The sequence below is a fragment of the Salinicoccus sp. Bachu38 genome (assembly GCF_038561955.2).
Classification (GTDB): Bacteria; Bacillota; Bacilli; order Staphylococcales; family Salinicoccaceae; genus Salinicoccus; species Salinicoccus bachuensis.
Map to the genome: position 1 here is coordinate 1,213,410 of NZ_CP138333.2, position 17,356 is coordinate 1,230,765.

Below are 17,356 nucleotides of genomic sequence, written 5' to 3' on the forward strand. Positions count from 1 at the left end.
ATTTGGAATCAATAAAATGTATCGGTTGCGGTGCTGAGCTGCAGACTGAGGAGAAGAACAAACCGGGATTCATTCCGGCAAGCGGACTGGACAAGGAAGAACCGATATGCAAAAGGTGCTATCGTCTGAAGCATTATAATGAAGTGATGGATATAGACGTGGATTCTGGAGAATTCATGACCATGCTGAATGCCCTGTATGAAACGGAAGGACTGATCGTCAAAGTCATCGATGTCTTTGATTTCCACGGCAGCCTCATCCCCGCATTCAACCGTATCGTCGGTGACAAAAAGGTGGTTGCTGTCATCAACAAGATCGATCTGCTTCCGAAATCAATCAACCGCGGCCGTCTGGTGCATCGTGCAAAACAGATGCTCAGCGAAGCGGGAATTACAGCCGTGGATACGGTAGTGGTCAGTGCCATGAAGAACGAAGGCATTGATAAGCTCGTGGACAAGCTGTCAGGTTATGCAGACGGCAAGGATATCTATGTCGTGGGTACGACGAATGTGGGAAAATCCACCCTGATCAACCGGCTCATCGAAAATACTTCCGGAGACAGGGAAGTGATAACCACAAGCAGGTTCCCGGGGACGACGCTCGACCTGATTGACATTCCTCTTGATGAGAATGCTTTCATCTATGACACTCCAGGTGTAGTGATGGACTCGCAGATGGCCCATTATGTCGGAACCGGCGATCTGAAATACATCACGCCGGTCAAGGAGATCAAGCCGAAGGGGTTTCAGCTGGATCCACAGCAGACGCTCTTCATATCCAATCTCGCACGACTGGATTTCGTGGATGGGGATAGGAACAGCTTCATCGTCTACACCAACCATGCTCTGAATATCCACCGGACGAAAACGGAGAACGCAGATGCTTTCTATGAGAAGCATTTCAATACCCTGCTGGCGCCGCCGGAGCTTGATACGGCCTATCTGAGCGAGTCTTATGAAATATTCGAATTTGACATCGAAGAGGATAGTGACATTTCGATCAGCGGACTGGCATTCATCCGTGTCGGAGCCGGAGCAAAGGTGGCCGTCCGTGTACCGAAAGGCATCGACGTCACTTCCAGACCGACAATCTTTAAAGGTGGGGTATAATGGGTAATTATGCAGTAATAGGGTATCCAATCTCCCATACGCTGTCCCCCCTCATCCACAATGCGAATTTTGAGGCAAAAGGCACAGATGACAATTACGCTGCACTATCCGTGCATCCGAATCATCTGCCGCATATCAGGGAGCTGATCGCAACGAAAGAGTTGACAGGATTCAATGTGACGATTCCGCATAAGGAAGCGATCATTTCATATCTGGATGCAGTGGATGAGGATGCAAAGAAGATCGGAGCAGTCAATACAGTCTCGGTCGACGGCGACATACTGACGGGCCACAACACCGATATTACCGGCTATATGCATGCATTTCTGGATGCATTCGGCCAGGCGGAAAGACGCGTCCTGATCATTGGTGCGGGCGGTGCCGCCAAAGCCGTCCATCGGGCGCATGCCAATAACGGAGACGACGTGACGATTGCAGCACGGCGTATGGAAAGCTTTGAACAGTTCAAAGCGGATGATTTCAATCCCATGCTGATTTCGACCATAACTGGAGACGAACAGTTTGATGCCATCATAAATGCCACACCCGTCGGCATGAAGGGGGAAGACCTTCTGAAAGAGATGGATATTCCTAAAGCACTGGTTTCTGAAAGCACAATCGGAGTGGACCTGATCTACAAGCCTCAGAAGACGAAATTCCTTGAATATTTCCTGGACGGTCACTACATGAATGGCATGCCGATGCTCGTCCACCAGGCAATGGATGCATATGGCATCTGGACAGGCAAAAAGGGAGATTATGAAGCAGTGAATAAAAAATATGAAGATCATATCGGAGGTAAATCATGAATAAATTATCTTCACGTCAAGTGAAGCAGCTCAAATCACAAGCACACCATCTCAATCCCATCTTCCAGGTTGGAAAAAACGGGGTCAATGAAAATTTTCTGGAGCAGATTGACGATGTGCTTGAAAAAAGGGAATTAATCAAAATTTCCATCCTGCAGAATTGTCTTGAAGACAAGGACAATATTGCGTCCCAGATCAGTGAAGGGACAAACAGTCATATTGTCACGGTCATCGGCAACACGATCGTGCTGTACAGGGAGTCAAAAGAGAATAAGAAGATTGAGCTGTCATGAAGATAGGTTTTTTTGGCGGAACATTCGATCCGGTCCATCCCGGGCATATCCATGCGATTGCTGAAGCCAAAATTTCACTGGGACTTGAAAAGGTGGTCTGCATCCCCGCGAAGCAGTCCCCGCTCAAAACGACTGCGCCGACCCGGGACGACCATCGGCTGAATATGCTGGAACTCGCCATCAGAGACTACGGATTCATGGAAATAGACGACTGGGAAATGACCCGGGAAGGCGTCAGCTATACGTATGACACTGCCGTCTATCTGCAGAGGAAATATCCGGAGGATGAACGGTATTTTCTGATCGGCACGGACCAGTACAAAAGTTTTGAAAAATGGCATAGGCATGAGGAACTGCTCGATCTCATGCACTTCGTCATCCTGGACCGATATTCGAGTGAACCCATCAGCGATGACCGGTTCATCACAATCAACCAGCCAGTGATCGAGATATCCTCCACAATCATCAGGGATCGCATCAGGGACGGTGAGATCGTCCGCCATCAGCTTGACCCTGAAGTGTATCAGTATGTAAAGGAGAATCATCTGTATGAAGCATAAGGCAGCCATCACTCTTGTAAAGGACAAACTGCCCGAGAAACGCTACAAGCATTCCAAGCGGGTTGCTGAAACAGCAATTGAAATGGCCAAAATATATGGTGGGGACACCAATAAATGTTTCCTGGCCGGCATCCTTCATGATTTCTCCAAATATGATGAACTGGGAGAAATGTATCAGTACGTGACCAACTACAAACTCGATCCCGAACTGCTGAGCTTCAAATCCGAAGTGCTGCATGGTCCGGTGGCTGCAGTCAAGATGCGGGAGGAGCATGGTGTTCTGGACGAAGAGATCTATCAGGCGATAATGAACCACACGACCGGCAGAAGCCACATGTCCCTGAATGAAAAGATCATCTATGTTGCCGATTACATCGAACCGAAACGGACGCAGCCCGGTGTCGACAGAATACGTGATATCGTATTCGAAACGAAGAACCTCGATCTCGCAATATATGAGATTACGAAGGCAAATGTGCTCCATCTGGTCTCGAAGGACCGGGCGGTCTATCACAGGACAGTGGAGTGCCTGAACTACTATAATATGGTTAAGGAGTGACTGTATGGATACGGAACAGCTTGTCAATATGCTGATTGAAGCATGTGATAATAAACGTGCAGAGGAAATCATGAAATTTGATGTAAGTGAAACGAGCAGCGTCACCGACTGCTATCTGATATGCCACGGCAATTCGGACAGGCAGGTGCAGGCGATCGCTGATGAAGTCATGGATGTCTGCAAGGAAAATGATATGGACCTTCTCGTTGAAGGGTATAAGGACGCAAAATGGATTCTTCTCGACGCCAACAACGTGGTCGTCCATGTTTTCCATAAGCCGGAGCGTGACTACTATAACCTTGAACGCCTGTTCAAGCATGGTGAACGTGTTGAAGTCTAGGCCCGTCTACCAGCTTTTCAGCCACTATTATGATGAACTGACCTATGATATGCCCTACGGACTGTGGCTCGATATCATCCGTCACTTCAAAGGTGAGCGTCAGACGATACTCGATATTGGCTGTGGGACAGGCAGGCTGACGGCCCAGCTCCCATTCAGGGAAATTACCGGAATGGACCAGTCCGAAATGATGATTGATGTCGCAAGACAGGAAAGTGCCGGAGAAGTCTCATACATCCAGGGGGACATGAAAGACTTCAATCTCGGAAGGCAGTTCGATATGGCGACGGCGACCGTTGACGTACTCAACTATTGCGAGAACGAGGAAGAGGTTCTGGATGTTCTAAGAAACGTCCATGACCATCTGAATCCGGGAGGTCTCTTCATATTCGACATCCACAGCGTTTTCAAAATGACCAATGATTTCAACGATGTGACCTACAGCGATGAAACGGACCATATCACCTATATATGGAATGCCATCCAGGGGGAGGAGCCCCTGTCGGTTATCCATGATATGACCTTCTTCATAAAAGAGGAGGGGACATCGGATCTCTACCACAAAGTGCAGGAAACCCATATGCAACGGACATATACGCACAAGGACATGCTTCAGCTGATTGACAGGGCAGGTTTCATCATCGATACTGCATTCAGTGATTTCGATCCCGATAATGCTGTGACCGAAGTGTGTGACAGGGTATTCTACATTTTGAAGAAAAAACAGATATGATTGTCTGGCCCGGCTATATAGCCGGGTTATTTTTATTTCTCAAGTTTTTTTATTTATTTGGCATTGAAAAAAATCAAAATGCCCTTTTTGCTCCATATATATATAAAGAGGTTTTTATGGAGGAGATCGGAATGGCGGATATCAGATCAATATGGGAGAAGTACAGGGTTTGGATTGCTGGTGGAGGCGCGCTTCTGCTGGTCGCAGCAGCAGCATATGCATGGTTTTCCCCCGAGCAGAATGTGGAGGTGTTGGCTTACGAACCGGAGCCAGCCATTGAAGAGGCATCTTCGGAGGAGATGGTGGTTGAGGAATCGACCATTTTTGTGGAAGTGAAGGGTGCTGTGAAGTATCCCGGGGTGTTTGAACTGCCGCCTGATGCCAGGGTCAAGAATGTGCTGGAAATGGCCCAGCTGGAGGCGGAGGCCGACCTCCTCACCGTCAACCAGTCCATGAAGCTCACGGACGAGATGGTCATCTATGTCCCTGTCGAAGGAGAGGCGGAAAGTGTCGACCCTGCCGCTGTGCATGGTACCGGGACGGAACAGGATACAGCGAAGGTGAACATCAACACCGCAACGGTGGAGGAACTGGTGACATTGAACGGCATTGGGGAAAAGAAGGCACAGCTCTTCATCGACTACAGGGAGGAGCAGGGCCTGTTCATGAAGCTTGAGGATATCAAGAATATACCCGGCATCGGCGATAAAACATTTGAAAGTCTGGAACCATATATTACAATAGATTAATGGACAGACGACAAGGAGGGATAGAATGAGAATAGACTGGCATCAGTACTTTCTGGCACAGAGCCATCTGTTAAGCCTCCGTTCGACGTGTGAGCGGCTGAAGGTGGGAACGACAATCGTGAAGGACAACCGGGTGATTGCCGGAGGATATAATGGATCCGTATCGGGTGAAGCACACTGCATAGATGTCGGCTGCCTCCTTGAAGGTGGCCACTGCATCAGAACCATCCATGCTGAAATCAATGCACTGCTGCAGTGCTCCAAATTCGGCGTATCGACGGAAGGGGCGAGCATCTATGTCACGCATTTCCCGTGTGTGCACTGTACGAAATCCCTGATACAGGCCGGCATCAGATACATATATTATGCCGAGGACTATAAGAATCATCCATATGCCCTGGAGCTGCTGGACAAGACGGGGGTCCACTATGAGCGCATCGACTTCGACAGGGCAAGCATCATCGACTCTTTTGAAAAGCAGCCATGATCCTTTTTCTCATACTGCTTTCGGTACTGAATGGATATATTCTGCTTGGACAACCGATTCTGGGAGTGTTTTTCGTCTTTTTTTCCAGCCTCATATGCCATAGGAAAATGAAAGGGAAGGCATTCCTGCTTTTCCATCTTGGAACAACAGCCATTGTCGCAATGGCTGTTTTTATATTGCCTGAAAAGCAGGCCCCCAGCATGGTCGACACTCTGACGGTCACAGGATATAAATATTTTCAGGATGGCATTGCACATACTGCGGTATACGAAGACGGGCGCTATGACCTGTACCTTGAAGAGGCGGTGAAGCTGCCGATTGGCGCGGAATGCCCGGGGCCTTTCGAAGTGACGGTACCGGACGAACAGAGGAACTTTATCAAGAAGGACGACCTGATGAACATGAAGGTCAATAATCTGGATGGCCGGGTCTACGCAGCATCGATTGACCCCACTCTCTGTGGGGCGGGGGCCATGACATGGAGCATGCGTCTTGCGGAAATCCGCGATCGGTATATGGAAACCGTTCTTGCAGCGACAGATCATGACTATAAGTTTGATATGCTTACGCTTTCGATCGGCAACAAGGCGTATATCACTTCCGACCTCTTCGACGCCCTCCAGAAGCTCGGCATCTACCATCTCTATGTCATATCAGGCACCCATGTGGCCTTCATCAGTGCCATCCTGTTCCATGTACTGAACCGCTTCAGAATGGACATCACGTCGATCAAGCTGACGATGGTCGTCGCACTGCTCCTGTTCCTGTGCCTCAATTTCTTCAGTCCGAGCGTCTTCCGGGCAGTTTTCATGACGGTGACGCTGCTCCTCGTCTCATTTACAAGAAAGAAGCCATACCTCGCCGTCATTTCACTCTCGGCGCTGATACAGATCGTCATCAATCCATGGATTGTGCTCCATGCGGGCTTCCAGCTGTCCTATATCACGACCTTCGTCATCATATTGAGCCGCCATTATTGGAGCGGTGCCAGCTTCTTCACCCAGCTGCTCGGCATCACGCTGATCGCCGAAATATCAACACTGGTCATACTGCTTCATCAGTTCAACGAAGTGAGCATCAGCGGCATCATCATGAACATGATCTTCGTACCGCTGTTCACCTCCCTGATCTTCCCGATGGTCATCCTATTCAATGTCATGGTGTTCATCCATCTGCCGGAAGTCGTCGATATGGCCTATTCTTTTGTCTTTGAGGCACTGAAGGGGGTCATCACCCTGATCGCAAATGGTATGGAGCACCGGATTTCGGTGGCCAATCTGGGCCCGTTCTGGCTCATCCTGCTGGTCATCCTGTCCTACTGGATGATCCGGACCCTCTGCCTCAGACAGATCAGGAGATTCCTGATGCTTTCCGCATGTTTCATCCTATCAATATTTCTGATCGACCGTATCCCCTCTAATGATTTTACTGTTACAATGGTGGATGTCGGCCAGGGGGATGCCTTTGTCATCGAGGATCATCGGAACCACTCCGTTCTCCTGATCGATACGGGCGGCAAATACTACTACAGGGAAACGGGACAGAAGCTCTCCGACCGGACCGTACTGCCATATCTGAAGGAGTCAGGCATCGACAGCATCGATATGATGATCCTGTCGCATTTCGACCTGGATCATGTAGGGGAGGCGCATCATATCATCGGGAAAATGCCGGTGGATCACATATACGCGAACCCCAGTGATCCGGGATTCCATGAGTGGCATGAAAGCATGCCGAGTGGTTCTGAAGCTGTGGTTATAGATGCGCTGCAGGCAACAGAATTGCAGGTGGGGGACATAGGCATCACGAGGCTTTTCCCCGGTGCCGCACACCGCTATGAGGATCCGAACAGGAATTCCCTTGTGCTGAAGGTGCAGACAGGTTCCTACAGTTTCCTTTTTACAGGGGATACGGACGAAGAGATGGAGCAGTTGTGGGTATCGGAGGCAGGGCGGATTGAAGCGGACGTGCTGAAGCTCGCCCATCACGGCTCCGACACTTCCACAGGGGAATATTTCATTGCCAATACGGACTTTACATATGGAATGATATCCGCAGGGGCAGACAACCGGTACGGGCATCCACACCGGGAAGTTGTGGAGCGGTCACAGGGTATGGAGCTTCTCGATACCTCAAAGCTCGGCATGGTGCGTTTCAGGATCAATGGCGGGCAGATGTGTGTCGAAACGAGGTTCGACCCGTCGCTCGATCACTGCATAAAAAAAAGAGCTGAATAATCAGCTCTTTTAACCGGCAACAATCTGGAAGATCTGGGCCACAACATAGATTGCAGTAAGCCCAAGGAATCCGACGATGAAGCCGAGTCCGGAATCAACAACATCATTGTTCTTTGATTGTACATGCTTTTCGAATTTATTCATGAGATAACCTCCTAAACATATCACTAATAGTATAGGATATTTATTATAAAAAAGCTATAATGGATTTACAATTAATACAGGAGTGACTTTAAATGGAACGATTACAGCTAATACACGGCAGCAATACCATGAGGATTTCCGAAAAGGCAAAAACATTGGCGCAGTCCTATGTCAAAGAGCCGGATGCCTTCAGCATAGTCACCCTGAATTATAAAGAGACACCGGTTGAAGGCATCATAGAAGAGGCCCAGACGCTGCCATTCCTGTCCGATACGAAAGCCATCATTGTAGAGGATGCATTTTCCTTCACCGGTGCCAAAGTGCGCTCGGAAGTCGAACACAACATCGATCTGCTTGTGGAATATATCAATAATAAGAACGACGACACGCTCGTCATTTTCAAGGTGTACAGCGAACAGCTGGACAACAGGAAGAAAATCACCAAGCTGATGAAGTCGAAAGGGAAGATCACTGAAATCAGCGAGATGACCGAGCAGGAAGTCCGCAGCCATATAAAAGGTGCGGCGGAAGATGCAGAGGTCCGTCTGGAGCCGGATGCCCTCGACCTCTTCATCCAGCTGGTCGGAATCAAGTATGAGCATGTGACCAATGAACTCGGGAAGCTCCTCCTGTATGTGGAGGGCACCATCACAAGGGACGATGTCGAGGAAATCGTCAGTGTCAGCCTGGAGCAGAACATCTTCAAACTGACGGACTACATCCTCTCGGGCAGGAAAGCGGAGGCCGTAAGACTGCTCAGGGTGCTGATTTTGCAGAATGAAGAGCCGATGCAGCTCCTGCACCTCATCATCAGCCAGCTCAGGCTGCTGTACCAGGTGAAGCTGATGCAGGGGGAGGGCTACCAGGGGGACTTCATTGCGAAATCACTCAAGGTCCACCCATACAGGGTGAAACTGGCAAGCCGCGAGGTCAGGAAGTACCGGCAGGAGGAGCTCGAACACAAGATGGTCAAGTGCCGGGACATAGACTACAAGTTCAAATCCAGCTATCTGGACAGGCAGAGCCTGTTTGAACTGTTCATCATGGAGATATAGGAACAGCCCCCTTCAGAAATGTCCGAAGGGGGCTGTTTTCATTTCCGGCAAACAAAAAACCTTCCTGTGGAAGGTTTTATTTCGCCATAAGCTTGGATTTCATACGTGCTGCTTTGTTACCGTGGATCAAGTTCTTTTTGGAAGCTTTATCTACGTGTTTCACAGCGTTTGAAACGAGTGTCTCAACGTTTTCTGAATTATTTTCTTTAGCAGTCATTGCGCGTTTGACAGCTGTGCGCATCTCACTTTTCTGAGCAATGTTCTGATTATGAGCGGATTCAGTAGTCTTCACTCTTTTGATTGCTGATTTAATGTTAGGCATTGCATTCACCTCCACCTTGTAGTTGTACAACTTTTATTGCAACAAAAAGTATTTTACCAAATATCCCGCCGTTATGCAATATAAATGGAAAATGAATTGAATGAAATTATGTTTGTTGTTATAATACAACCACTGTCTATTAAGAGAAAGTTGGAAGATATATGAATGATCAAGAGCGTTTGAAACGTCAGGAAAAAATAAGGAACTTTTCAATCATCGCCCATATTGATCACGGCAAGAGTACACTCGCAGACCGTATTCTTGAAAACACCAAGTCCGTCACATCGAGGGAGATGAAAGCACAGCTCCTCGATTCAATGGATCTGGAACGTGAGCGCGGCATCACAATCAAACTGAATGCGGTACAGCTTAAATATACTGCCAAAGATGGCGAAGACTATATTTTCCATCTGATCGATACACCGGGACATGTCGACTTTACATACGAGGTTTCCCGATCTCTTGCGGCCTGTGAAGGGGCGGTGCTTGTCGTGGACGCGGCGCAGGGTATAGAAGCACAGACCCTTGCCAATGTGTATCTGGCACTGGATAACGATCTCGAGCTGATACCCGTCATCAACAAGATCGACCTGCCTGCAGCGGATCCCGACCGGATTGCCCAGGAGGTGGAGGATGTCATCGGCCTCGACAAGGACGAGGCCATCCATGCATCGGCAAAAGCGAACATCGGCATCGAGGAGATACTGGAGCGTGTCGTCGAAACGGTGCCTGCACCCGCAGGTGATCCGTCTGCACCGCTGAAAGCCCTGATTTTCGATTCTGTCTTCGACCCGTATCGGGGTGTCATATCCTCCATCCGTCTCATGGAAGGGACGGTGAAGCCGGGGGACAAAATCAGAATGATGGCGACCGGCAAGGAATTCGAAGTGGCCGAAGTCGGCATCAACACTCCAAAGCCGCTGCCTGTTAAGGAGCTGACCGTCGGAGATGTCGGTTATCTCATGGCGTCGGTGAAGAATGTCAGCGATTCGCGTGTTGGGGATACAATCACCCTGGCCAACAATCCAGCGGAAGAACCGCTGCAGGGCTATAAGAAGATGAACCCGATGGTCTACTGCGGCATCTACCCGATCGATACCGGTAAATACAACGACCTGCGTGAGGCGCTCGAGAAGCTCGAGCTGAACGACTCCTCCCTCGTCTATGAGCCGGAGACGTCCCAGGCACTCGGGTTCGGTTTCCGCACCGGCTTCCTTGGATTGCTCCATATGGAGATTGTCCAGGAACGGATCGAGCGTGAATTCGGCATCGAACTGATTGCGACTGCACCTTCAGTAATCTACGAAGTGTTCATGACGGACGGCTCCACGGTCACAGTGGACAACCCGGCTGAAATGCCGGACCCGCAGAAGGTCGACCATATCGAGGAGCCTTTTGTGAAATCCACTGTCATGGTGCCGAACGACTATGTCGGTGCAGTGATGGAACTCTGCCAGAAGAAACGCGGCAACTTCATCACGATGGACTATCTGGATGACATCCGTGTCAACATCATATATGAGATCCCCTTATCCGAAGTGGTGTTCGACTTCTTCGACCAGCTCAAGAGTCAGACGAAGGGCTATGCATCATTCGACTATGAACTCATTGGTTACAAGGAAAGCAGACTGGTCAAGATGGACATACTGCTGAACAACGAGAAGGTCGATGCACTCAGCATCATCGTCCACCGCGATTTCGCATATGACCGCGGCAAATTCATCGTAGAGAAGCTCAAGACCCTCATTCCACGCCAGCAGTTCGAAGTGCCGGTCCAGGCTGCGATCGGCCAGAAGGTCATCGCGAGGACCAACATCAAGTCGATGGGCAAGAACGTACTGTCCAAGTGCTACGGTGGGGACATCAGCCGGAAGCGCAAGCTGCTTGAAAAGCAAAAAGAAGGTAAAAAGAAAATGAAGGCAGTCGGAAATGTCGAGATCCCTCAGGAGGCGTTTCTTGCTGTACTTAAAATGGATGAAGAGTAGAAGCCACTATCAAGTGGCTTTTACTTTTGGATGGAGTGGAAAAAATGGTTGAGAGTCTTTATATTCATATTCCCTTTTGCAACCGCATATGCACGTACTGCGACTTCAACAAGGTACTGATCAAAAACCAGCCGGTCGACGACTATCTGGATGCACTGATCCGGGAGATCGAAATGATCGAGGAGGACCGCATGAAGACCATCTTTGTAGGCGGGGGCACGCCCACGGCACTGACGGAGGCGCAGCTTGCGCATCTTCTTGAAGTGGTCACCGGGAAGTTTACTGTGACGGATGAGTTCACATTCGAGGCCAACCCCGACGAACTGACGCCCGGAAAGCTCGATGTCCTCAAAAGCTTTGGGGTGAACCGCATCAGTCTAGGCGTGCAGACGTTCAATGAGGATCTATTGAAAGTGCTCGGACGTTCGCATGGCTACGACGATATATTTAATGCAATCCGGCATATGGAGAAGATCGGTCTCGACAACTATTCGCTCGACCTGATGTACAACCTGCCCGGGGAGACGATGGCGGACATTGAAGACAGCCTGCGCCACGTCGAGCGCCTCAAGCCCAAGCACATTTCCTGGTACTCCCTGATCATCGAGCCGCATACCGTGTTCTACAACCAGATCAGGAAGGGCAGGATGCAGGTGGATGATGATTCGGCGGAAGGGGAGAAATACTTCCATATCATTGAGGCCCTGGAGAAGCTCGGCTATCCGCAGTATGAGATTTCGAACTTCTCGACGGCACAGTACGAATCCGCCCACAACAAGACATACTGGCTGAACGAGCCCTACTATGGTGCCGGTGCCGGCAGCCATGGATATGTCGACGGTACTAGATATTACAATATCAAGCCGGTCAACCATTATATCCAGTCCATGAAGGAGTCCGGCAGCGTCGTCAAGGAAACGCTGCCGCTGGATGAGAAGGCCCGGATGGAAGAGGAGATGTTCCTCGGACTGCGGATGAACAGGGGGGTTGAGGTTGCCAGATTCAACAGGAAGTTCGATCGGCCGATGGGTGATGTATATGGCACTGTACTCAAGCAGGAAATCGAAAAGGGGCATCTTGAAGAACAGGATGGGTTCATCTCGCTGACAGAGAAGGGGCGTCTGGTGGGGAACACTGTATTTATGGAATTCCTCCTCTAGAAACTGGTTTTCGGCAATTATCGAACATAAGGATTGACATACTTTGACCATTTTGATAAATTAATATTGGCACTTAAGGATATAGAGTGCTAATGAGGTGATGTCAATTTTAACTCAAAGACAGGAGATCATTCTTTTTTCAATAGTCGATGACTTTTTGAAGGTTATGATGCCGATCAGTTCCAAACATCTGATTGAAAAGTACAGACTTGACATCTCTTCGGCAACAGTAAGAAATGAAATGGCCAAGCTGGAAGCAGACGGCTTCCTGACCAAACCCCATACATCAGCGGGAAGGATTCCCTCAAGGAAGGCATTGCGCTTCTATATCGATATGCTCAACAAGCAGATCGGCGAATCCGAAGACCAGCTGAACTTGAATATCATCCCGGAAGCGGGCGGGGAGATGGACCGGAACGAAATGAGCCGGTCCCTGGCCGATATGATCAGCAATACGACACAGTATCTGACACAGGTTTCATTGGCCGAAGAGGACGAGATAGTCAAAGGTCTTTTTCTGACACCCATCACCACAAACACACTACTCCTTATCATCGTCCTTGAGTCGGGAACAATCAGAAAGATACCGGTTGAAATGGATGGAAATGTCACTGTTCCGGAGCTTGAAAAGCTTGGCAATGAAATGAATCTGCTCTCATATGGACAGCCTGTGAGCGGCCTCCCGTCCATCATCCATGCGATGCGCGTGAGACGTCAGCTCGGCTCACTCAAATCCAGCATCATCAGTGCAGTTGTGGACGGCATAGGTGAGCCGCAGCAAGTGGTCGGGCATTCCGGCTTCAATCATCTGATCCACCAGATCAGCACGGATATCAGTACATTACAGCTGTTGTACGATGATATGGAATCGGATCAGTTGAATGATATCATCGATCTCAATACAATAGATGGGGTCGACGTATATTTCAGTGACGAGCTGAATCGGGATTATGATTCCATTTCAGTCATTGCGACAAATTTCAACGTCAATGGCATGAACGGGAATCTCATGATAATTGGTCCTGAGATAATGGGGTACAAGGAAGTCATCCGCTTGATGTACTCCATCCGGAACCAGGAAATAAAAAGGAGTGATCGCAGTGACGGAGAATAAAACCAAAGAAGAATTGGATCAGGAGCTGAGTGACCAGGCTTCTGAAGATGAAACAAAAGAAGATCAGTCAGCTGGGAATGATCCGGCCGGGGATGAACAGGCCGTTGAGGCGCCCGGGGATAATGAAGCAGATTCCGAACTGAAGGCGAAAGAGGAAGAGATCGAAGCATTGAAGCAGCAGGTCGAAGCCGAAGAGAACAAGTACCTGAAGCTCTATGCGGAGTTTGATAATTTCAAACGTAGAAACCGTCAGGAAATGGAGACCAACAACAAGTACAAGAACCAGGACATCGTCGAGGACCTGCTTCCGATCATTGACAATTTCGAGCGTGCACTCAAGATCGAAGGCGATTCCGAATCCTTCAATTCGCTCCTCAAAGGTGTGGAGATGGTCTACAATGACCTCGTCAACACATTGATGAAGAATGATGTGAAGGAAATCGAGAGCGTCGGACAGTCTTTCGACCCGAACTACCACCAGGCAGTGATGACGGAAGCTTCCGATGAAGAAGATGGAATCGTCATCGAGGAGTTCCAGAAGGGCTACATGCTGAAGGACAGGGTCATCCGTCCAAGCATGGTCAAAGTAAGCGAATAGCATCACAATACCGAATGAAAATTTTCTATAATGGAGGAATTTTATTATGAGTAAAGTTATAGGCATAGACTTGGGAACAACCAACTCTGTTGTATCCGTATTGGAAGGCGGAGAACCTAAAGTCATCCAGAATGCAGAGGGCAACCGTACGACGCCTTCAGTCGTGTCATTCAAAGATGGAGAAAAACAGGTCGGTGAAGTGGCGAAACGCCAGGCCATCACCAATCCTAACACGATCATGTCCATCAAAAGACACATGGGTACAGACCATAAGGAAAATATTGACGGTAAAGATTATACACCACAGGAAATCTCTGCAATGATCCTCCAGAACCTGAAGGAGACTGCGGAAAGCTACCTGGGCGAGAAAGTTGCCAAAGCGGTCGTTACAGTACCGGCCTACTTCAATGACTCCGAGCGTCAGGCGACCAAAGATGCCGGCAGGATCGCGGGACTTGAAGTGGAGCGCATCATCAACGAACCGACTGCTGCGGCCCTTGCATACGGCCTCGACAAGCAGGAGCAGGATGAGAAAGTACTTGTATTCGACCTTGGTGGCGGTACATTCGACGTGTCCATCCTTGAACTTGGCGACGGTGTATTCGAAGTGCTTTCCACAGCCGGCGACAACCGTCTCGGTGGGGATGACTTCGACAAGGTCATCATCGATCATCTCGTGGATTCATTCAAGAAGGAGAACGGTATCGACCTCTCCCAGGACAAGATGGCAATGCAGCGTCTGAAAGATGCTGCTGAAAAGGCGAAGAAAGACCTTTCCGGTGTCTCTTCCACACAGATTTCACTGCCATTCATTTCAGCAGGGGAAGCAGGACCACTGCACCTTGAAATGAACCTGACACGTGCAAAATTCGAAGAGCTTTCCAACAGCCTTGTAGATCGCACGATGGGACCTACACGTCAGGCGATCAAAGACGCTGGCATCGACAGGAATGAAATCGACCAGGTCATCCTCGTCGGTGGTTCTACACGTATCCCGGCTGTGCAGGAAGCGATCAAAAAAGAAACCGGCAAAGAGCCGAACAAGAGTGTCAACCCGGACGAAGTCGTTGCAATGGGTGCAGCCATCCAGGGTGGCGTACTTTCCGGAGATGTACAGGACGTCGTTCTGCTTGACGTGACACCACTGTCACTCGGCATCGAAACGATGGGCGGTGTATCCACAGTCCTCATCGAGCGCAATACGACGATTCCAACAAGCAAGTCCCAAGTATTCTCCACAGCTTCCGACAACCAGCCGGCAGTGGATATCCATGTCCTGCAAGGTGAGCGTCCAATGGCGGCAGACAATAAGACGCTTGGCCGTTTCCAGCTGACGGACATCCCGCCAGCACCAAGAGGTGTCCCTCAGATCGAAGTGACATTCGACATCGATAAGAACGGTATCGTCAATGTTACAGCGAAAGACCAGGGTACGGGCAAAGAGCAGAAGATCACAATCGAATCCAGCTCCAACCTCTCTGATGATGATATCGACAGAATGGTTGAGGAAGCTGAGAAGAACGCAGAAGAAGACAAGAAACGCCGTGAAGAAGTGGATCTGAGAAACGAAGCGGATCAGCTTGTATTCACAACCGACAAAACAATCGAAGACCTTGGAGACAAAGTCGACGCTGAAGAGAAAGAAAAGGCGGAAAGCGCAAAAGAAGACCTCAAGAAAGCACTTGAAGGTTCCGACATGGATGAAATCAAATCCAAGAAGGAAGCACTTGAACAGATTGTACAGGGCATGTCCATGAAACTCTATGAGCAGATGGCTCAGGAGCAGCAGGCCCAGGAAGGTGCAGAGGCTTCCCAGGAGTCCGGCGATGATGTCGTGGATGCAGACTTCAAAGAAGTGGACGAAGATGATAAGAAATAATTATGATATCAATTTCTGATTGATGAAAGTCAAAGCCAACAGCATTGGCTTTGACTTTTTTAAATGATATAGTATACAGGTTGGAGGCGATAAAATGGCGAAAAGAGATTATTATGAGGTGCTTGGAGTCGGCAAGGATGCTTCAAAGGACGAAATAAAGAAGGCATACCGCAAGCTCTCGAAAAAGTACCACCCGGATATAAATCAGGAAGAGGGGTCCGATGCCAAGTTCAAGGAAATATCGGAAGCCTATGAAGTGTTGAGTGACGAAGACAAGCGTGCACAGTACGACCGTTTCGGCCATGAAGGCATGAACCAGCAGTTCGGTGGCGGCGGTGGCGGCTTCAGCAGCGCCGGCGGCTTCGGCGGCTTTGAGGACATATTCAGCTCGTTCTTCGGCGGCGGTTCGAGAATGGACCCGAATGCGCCGAGGAAAGGCGACGATCTTCAATATACGATGACCGTCAATTTTGAAGAGGCAGTCTTCGGTGTCACAAAGACCATCACCATCAAAAAAGAAGTGAACTGTGATACATGTGATGGTACGGGTGCGAAGCCGGGCACGTCCAAATCCACATGTAAAATGTGTTCCGGCGCAGGCCGTGTGGCTGTAGAGCAGAACACACCGTTCGGCAGAATACAGACGGAACGCACATGTCCGACATGTAACGGTTCAGGTGAAGAGATAGAGAATCCTTGCAACAACTGTAAAGGTGCAGGTACTGTCACAAAAGATGTACAGATTGAAGTCACTGTGCCTGAAGGGGTCGACAACGGCCAGCAGATCAGGCTGCAGGGCAAAGGTGACCCGGGAATCAATGGGGGCCCAGCGGGCGACCTCTATATCGTATTCCGTGTCAGACCGGATTCCAGATTTACACGGGACGGCGACGACATCCACTTCGAACTGCCGATTTCATTCGCACAGGCGGCGCTCGGCGATGAAGTGAAAGTGCCGACATTGAGTTCGGAAGTCGTGCTGACGATTCCTGCAGGCACCCAGTCCGGCAAACGCTTCCGTCTCAAGGAAAAAGGCGTGAAGAACGTTCATGGATATGGCTACGGTGACCAGTTCGTCACTGTGAAAGTTGTCACACCGACAAAACTTTCAGATCGGGAAGCGGACCTTTTCCGCCAGCTTGCCGAACATGGTGGAGAAGACATTACCGAACAGAATGAAAATTTCTTCGATAAGACAAGAAGATTCTTTAAGGGTGACTAGA

The 17,356-nt window shown here is 49.4% G+C and carries 19 protein-coding genes; 17 read left to right on the plus strand and 2 right to left on the minus strand.

What is annotated here, in order from left to right:
• The first annotated feature begins 2 nt into the window (after positions 1-2).
• The 10 genes from yqeH to RQP18_RS06030 all read left to right on the plus strand — a co-directional run bounded on the left by yqeH (position 3) and on the right by RQP18_RS06030 (position 7,876).
• Entirely contained in the window at positions 3-1,109 is a 1,107-nt protein-coding gene (gene yqeH / locus RQP18_RS05985) for a ribosome biogenesis GTPase YqeH (protein WP_342389244.1), read from the plus strand.
• Entirely contained in the window at positions 1,109-1,918 is an 810-nt protein-coding gene (aroE, locus tag RQP18_RS05990) for a shikimate dehydrogenase (RefSeq protein WP_342389245.1), read from the plus strand. Before yqeH ends, aroE begins: the two co-directional genes overlap by 1 nt.
• On the plus strand, positions 1,915-2,211 hold the full coding sequence (gene yhbY, locus RQP18_RS05995) for a ribosome assembly RNA-binding protein YhbY (protein ID WP_342389246.1): 297 nt from the start codon (positions 1,915-1,917) through the stop codon (positions 2,209-2,211). The genes aroE and yhbY overlap by 4 nt, the downstream gene beginning before the upstream one ends.
• Complete coding sequence (nadD, locus tag RQP18_RS06000) at positions 2,208-2,771, plus strand: nicotinate (nicotinamide) nucleotide adenylyltransferase (RefSeq protein ID WP_342389247.1); 564 nt, start codon at positions 2,208-2,210, stop codon at positions 2,769-2,771. Before yhbY ends, nadD begins: the two co-directional genes overlap by 4 nt.
• Positions 2,761-3,330, plus strand: coding sequence for a bis(5'-nucleosyl)-tetraphosphatase (symmetrical) YqeK (gene yqeK, locus RQP18_RS06005; RefSeq protein ID WP_342389248.1), 570 nt, complete (start codon positions 2,761-2,763; stop codon positions 3,328-3,330). Before nadD ends, yqeK begins: the two co-directional genes overlap by 11 nt.
• A gap of 4 nt (positions 3,331-3,334) precedes the next feature.
• Positions 3,335-3,670, plus strand: coding sequence for a ribosome silencing factor (gene rsfS, locus RQP18_RS06010; RefSeq protein ID WP_342389249.1), 336 nt, complete (start codon positions 3,335-3,337; stop codon positions 3,668-3,670).
• Positions 3,648-4,403 (plus strand): class I SAM-dependent DNA methyltransferase, encoded by a 756-nt coding sequence (locus RQP18_RS06015; RefSeq protein ID WP_373446143.1) that lies wholly within the window; start codon positions 3,648-3,650, stop codon positions 4,401-4,403. Before rsfS ends, RQP18_RS06015 begins: the two co-directional genes overlap by 23 nt.
• 131 nt (positions 4,404-4,534) lie before the next feature.
• Positions 4,535-5,152: a helix-hairpin-helix domain-containing protein gene (locus tag RQP18_RS06020; protein ID WP_342389251.1), complete on the plus strand. Its 618-nt coding sequence runs from the start codon at positions 4,535-4,537 to the stop codon at positions 5,150-5,152.
• Between the two features lie 25 nt (positions 5,153-5,177).
• A complete protein-coding gene (locus RQP18_RS06025) occupies positions 5,178-5,639 on the plus strand; it encodes a ComE operon protein 2 (protein ID WP_342389252.1) in 462 nt (153 codons plus the stop codon).
• Positions 5,636-7,876, plus strand: a complete 2,241-nt coding sequence (locus RQP18_RS06030) for a DNA internalization-related competence protein ComEC/Rec2 (protein ID WP_373446144.1) — start codon at positions 5,636-5,638, stop codon at positions 7,874-7,876. Before RQP18_RS06025 ends, RQP18_RS06030 begins: the two co-directional genes overlap by 4 nt.
• A gap of 9 nt (positions 7,877-7,885) precedes the next feature.
• On the opposite strand, the gene RQP18_RS06035 is transcribed toward RQP18_RS06030, so the two are convergent.
• The gene (locus RQP18_RS06035; RefSeq protein WP_084185055.1) at positions 7,886-8,020 is read right to left on the minus strand and encodes a YqzM family protein; all 135 of its coding nucleotides are present in this window, start codon (positions 8,018-8,020) and stop codon (positions 7,886-7,888) included.
• 92 nt (positions 8,021-8,112) lie between these two features.
• Here RQP18_RS06035 and holA point away from each other — a divergent pair, with 92 nt between their 5' ends.
• Positions 8,113-9,075 (plus strand): DNA polymerase III subunit delta, encoded by a 963-nt coding sequence (gene holA, locus RQP18_RS06040; protein WP_342389254.1) that lies wholly within the window; start codon positions 8,113-8,115, stop codon positions 9,073-9,075.
• Positions 9,076-9,151: 76 nt separating this feature from the next.
• Here holA and rpsT read toward each other — a convergent pair whose 3' ends face one another.
• Positions 9,152-9,397 (minus strand): 30S ribosomal protein S20, encoded by a 246-nt coding sequence (rpsT, locus tag RQP18_RS06045; RefSeq protein ID WP_031548992.1) that lies wholly within the window; start codon positions 9,395-9,397, stop codon positions 9,152-9,154.
• A 161-nt stretch (positions 9,398-9,558) separates the two neighbouring features.
• Between rpsT and lepA the strand changes: the two genes are divergently transcribed.
• The 6 genes from lepA (at position 9,559) to dnaJ (ending at position 17,355) form a co-directional block, all read left to right on the plus strand.
• Positions 9,559-11,382 carry a translation elongation factor 4 gene (lepA, locus tag RQP18_RS06050; protein ID WP_342389255.1) on the plus strand — a complete coding sequence of 608 codons (1,824 nt, stop codon included), beginning with the start codon at positions 9,559-9,561 and terminating at the stop codon, positions 11,380-11,382.
• A gap of 44 nt (positions 11,383-11,426) precedes the next feature.
• Positions 11,427-12,542, plus strand: coding sequence for a radical SAM family heme chaperone HemW (hemW, locus tag RQP18_RS06055; RefSeq protein WP_342389256.1), 1,116 nt, complete (start codon positions 11,427-11,429; stop codon positions 12,540-12,542).
• 166 nt (positions 12,543-12,708) lie between these two features.
• Positions 12,709-13,656, plus strand: coding sequence for a heat-inducible transcription repressor HrcA (locus RQP18_RS06060; protein ID WP_373446163.1), 948 nt, complete (start codon positions 12,709-12,711; stop codon positions 13,654-13,656).
• Positions 13,643-14,254 carry a nucleotide exchange factor GrpE gene (gene grpE, locus RQP18_RS06065; RefSeq protein WP_342389258.1) on the plus strand — a complete coding sequence of 204 codons (612 nt, stop codon included), beginning with the start codon at positions 13,643-13,645 and terminating at the stop codon, positions 14,252-14,254. The genes RQP18_RS06060 and grpE overlap by 14 nt, the downstream gene beginning before the upstream one ends.
• A gap of 46 nt (positions 14,255-14,300) precedes the next feature.
• Positions 14,301-16,133 (plus strand): molecular chaperone DnaK, encoded by a 1,833-nt coding sequence (gene dnaK, locus RQP18_RS06070; protein ID WP_342389259.1) that lies wholly within the window; start codon positions 14,301-14,303, stop codon positions 16,131-16,133.
• A gap of 94 nt (positions 16,134-16,227) precedes the next feature.
• Positions 16,228-17,355 (plus strand): molecular chaperone DnaJ, encoded by a 1,128-nt coding sequence (gene dnaJ / locus RQP18_RS06075; protein WP_342389260.1) that lies wholly within the window; start codon positions 16,228-16,230, stop codon positions 17,353-17,355.
• Position 17,356: the final 1 nt, after the last annotated feature.